Here is a 3,525-nt window from a genome sequence, read left to right on the forward strand (position 1 = left end):
CCTTGCCACCGGCCAGCCGGTCCGCCTTCCGCCGTTACCGCTTGCCGGCCGCTACGCATGGACCATCTCCGCGCCCACCGACAACAGGCTCGCCGCCCAGCGGGGTGTCGGCCCTTCGCCTGTCCGTGTGTGTCAGTCCCGGGCCGGCGCCAGGCCGGCGGCGGTGAGTGATCGGCGTACCGCGGGCTGGACCCGGGTCAGCCGCAGCGGCACCCCGGTGCGCTCCGCCGCGTCCCGACCGGCCATCAGCGCGGCGATCCCACCGGCGTCGAAGCCACCCGCACCGACGAGGTCGACGACCACCTCGCTGGGCTGGCCGGTGACCGCCTCCAGCATGGCCCGGCGCAGCTGGTCCGCGCCGTCGCGGTCGATCTCGCCGCCGACCTCGACCACCACCGAGTCGCCGTTCTGCTTGACCGAGATCCGGGTCTTGCCCGGGTCGGGTTCGGCGGCGCCGTTCTGCCACGGCGGCGGCGCGTCGGCGAGCATCGCCTGACGCAGCCAGGTGAGCGCCCGCGACAGCAACCGGGACACGTGCATCTGCGAGATGCCGAACCGGGCGGCGATCTCGGCCTGGGTCTGGTTGCCGTAGAAGCGCATCGCGAGGATCCGTCGCTCACGCCAGGGCAGTCGGTGCAGCAGACCGCTCACCGTCACCCGGTCGTCGACCGACTCCAACGCGTTGTCGGACTCTCCGACCAGGTCTCCGAACTCGGCGGAGCTCTCCCCGCCCACCGGGGCGTTCAGCGAGGCCGGGCTGTAGCCGGCCGCCGACTCCAGGGCGGCGAGGATCTCCTCCTCCGGGGTTTCCAACCGGGCCGACAGCTCGGCCACGGACGGGGCCCGGGACAGCTCGCTGGTGAGCGCGGCAGTCGCCTGCCCCACTTCGAGGATCAGGTCCCGCAGCCGGCGGGGCACGTGCACGCCCCAGGTACGGTCCCGAAAGTGCCGTTTGATCTCGCCCACGATGGTGATGGCGGCGTAGGCGGTGAAGGAGCCCCGTTCCGGGTCATAGCGGTCGACGGCGTTGACCAGCCCCAGGCGGGCCACCTGCTCCAGGTCCTCCAGCGGCTCCCCCCGCCCCCGGTACCGGCGGGCCAGCCGGCCGGCGAACGGCAGCGCGAAGCGCACCAGGTCGTCCCGGGCCTCCCCCCGCCGCTCCGGCGGCAGCCCGGCGATCCGCGCCGCGTACGCCATCGCCGCCGCGTCGAGATCCTCCAGACCCCGATCGTTGGGCGGTGGTGGGGTCGTGGTCGTGGTCGTGCTCGTCTGTCCGAACATCCGCGCCTCCCTCAGGAAGGTCCCCCGCCCGGATCGGGAAACCGGTCGTGCGCGTGGTCGAGCCACGCACCGGGCCGGAAAGTGGGTCAGTGACTGGGATGCCAGCGGGCGACAACACCTCTACGCAGCGCAATTAGGCCGTCGCAGCCAGCGATGTTCCCGCTCCGTAGGTACTCAATCACGGGACCCCGGGTTCGCGAGGAAGTTTCGGCGTGCTCCGTCTCAGGAGACCAATAACCCCTGGTGGCCGCCGCTGTCGCGGAGCACCGCGAGGGCCTCGGCGACCCCCAGCGGGGGCGGCGCCGGCAGGTCGTACGGCTGGGCGCGCAGCACCTCGGTGGCCCGGCGGGTGGGCACCGAGGTGACCGGGTACCCGCGGGCGGTGGTGCGGTCCAGCGCCCGACGCCGCCGGCCGAACCCGGCGACGGCCAGCCACTGTGGCAGCCCGGCCAGCGCGGGTGAGCGCACCCCGGGCGGCTCGGGCAACACGTCCACCGAGCTGAAGGGCTCGCTGCCGGCCAGCCACCACTCGGCCTCGTCGACGCTGCGGCGGGTGGCGTTCTCACACCAGTACGGCACCAGCCCCGCCCGCACCACCTGCCACGGGTCGAGCAGTCGACCGCATTCCACCACCAACCGGTCACCGGTCTTGCCGGCGCGCCGCAGCCACCGCCGGTACAGGTCGGCCACGCCCGCGCTCAGTGCCGCCGGCCGGGGCACCAACACCCGGTGCAGGGGGTGCTGGTGCCGGGTGGACCAGTCCCGCGCGGCCAGCTCGAAGCCCGAGTCGACGCCGTGCTCGGCGTACGCCGACGGCACGGACACCTCCGGCGGCTCCCAGCGGGTCGCGTCCCCGCCGACGGAGCGCAGCACCTGCCGCAACGCGTGGCTGTCCGGGTGGAAGTCCACCGGGTCCAGCCCACTGCCCGGGCAGCCGACCTGGAAGCTGTGCCCCGGTCCGCGCTCCAGCACCGGCCAGGTCCGTGCGTCGCGGACCAGCAGCACGGGGGCGCCTGGCACCAGCCGGTCGGCCAGGAACCGCGCGTACGCGGCCGGTAGGGCCCTCCACGTAGCGGTCAGCGACACGGTCGCCCCGGTCAGCGCGCCACGGCTGGCCGGGCAGTGCACCTGGCGCAGGTGCAGGTCGGCGTTGCCGACGAGCAACCGGGCGGAGAGTGCCGCGCCATGCTCCGCGGCGTCCGCCGGGCGGTCCACCGCGCCGTCGGACCAGTGCACGGTCATCTCGAAGCCCGCCGGCAGCCACGGCACCCCGAGGGCCACCGCGAGGTGCGCGGCAGCGCCGTGCGGAGAGCCGATGAGCACCCCCGGGTAGCGGCGGCGGGGGTACTGGTCGACGAACCAGCGGGCCACCCTCGCAGCGTCCACCTCGTCGATCTGGGCCACGGTGAGCGCGACCCGGCCGGCGGCGCGGGTGACCGCGGCACGGCGTACCGGTTCGGGGGCGCCGGGGAACCGCGACGTCGGCCCGGTGTGCCCGAGGTCGGCGCAGTCGACCCCACGCAGTGCCCGGGCGGTGGCGGCGACCAGCACCCGGGCGGAGCTGCCCGCGGCCACGACCCGGTCGCCGGCGAGACCGGCGCCATCAGCCGTGAGCCCCTTGTGCACCTTGTGCACCGGCCCCACCTTGCCTCGTTCGCTCACCACGCGGCCCGGCTTCCCGTCCCGATGGGGTTCAAACGGGGCATCACCCACCCGGCGGCACATTCCGCTGGTCAGCGGGGTGCCCCGGTCATCACCGGCGTTCGGCGGCTCGGGTTTCGCCAGGGCCAGGACGGGCACTTCCGGGGCCATGCGCACCGACGACACCAGCGAGCCAGCCGCCGCCACGATCACCCCGTACGAGGACGGACCGCTGCTGGTCCGCGGCGACTTCGCGTTGGTCACCCCGAACGGCGAGCGCATCGACGCGCGGCGGGGCACTGTGGCGTTGTGCCGGTGCGGCAAGTCGGCGCTCAAGCCGTTCTGCGACGGCACCCACAAGGCGATCAACTTCCGCGCCGGCACCACCCGCGAGGGCTGACGCCACATCCCCGAGTCACGCGGCCGCGACAGGGCGCGGAGGGACCGCACCAGAGGCACGTCCCCTTTGCTCTGCACCCGCCCACGCGCCAGTTACGGACCGTGTGCGGTGCATGGGCGGGTGCAGAGCAAAGGGCGGACCCGGGGCGGCACGCCCCCACCCGGGGCGGCACGCCCCCACCCGGGGCGGCGAGCACACGTCGG

3 protein-coding genes are annotated in these 3,525 nt (G+C 74.5%); 1 reads left to right on the forward strand and 2 read right to left on the reverse strand.

Annotated features, from left to right (window positions below):
* Positions 1 to 132 precede the first annotated feature (132 nt).
* On the reverse strand, positions 133 to 1,281 hold the full coding sequence (locus ABZ749_RS31865) for a SigB/SigF/SigG family RNA polymerase sigma factor (protein WP_091408326.1): 1,149 nt from the start codon (positions 1,279 to 1,281) through the stop codon (positions 133 to 135).
* Positions 1,282 to 1,503: 222 nt separating this feature from the next.
* Positions 1,504 to 2,946, reverse strand: a complete 1,443-nt coding sequence (locus ABZ749_RS31870) for a hypothetical protein (protein ID WP_357234354.1) — start codon at positions 2,944 to 2,946, stop codon at positions 1,504 to 1,506.
* 145 nt (positions 2,947 to 3,091) lie between these two features.
* Between ABZ749_RS31870 and ABZ749_RS31875 the strand changes: the two genes are divergently transcribed.
* Positions 3,092 to 3,322, forward strand: a complete 231-nt coding sequence (locus ABZ749_RS31875) for a CDGSH iron-sulfur domain-containing protein (protein ID WP_355007868.1) — start codon at positions 3,092 to 3,094, stop codon at positions 3,320 to 3,322.
* Positions 3,323 to 3,525: the final 203 nt, after the last annotated feature.

The organism is Micromonospora sp. NPDC047753, from assembly GCF_040642735.1.
Taxonomy (GTDB): domain Bacteria; phylum Actinomycetota; class Actinomycetes; order Mycobacteriales; family Micromonosporaceae; genus Micromonospora.

Excerpts from the sequence above, each read along its gene's own strand:
- ABZ749_RS31865 (WP_091408326.1), bottom strand. The coding sequence starts at position 1,281 with ATGTTCGGACAGACGAGCACGACCACGACCACGACCCCACCACCGCCC.
- ABZ749_RS31875 (WP_355007868.1), top strand. The coding sequence starts at position 3,092 with ATGCGCACCGACGACACCAGCGAGCCAGCCGCCGCCACGATCACCCCG.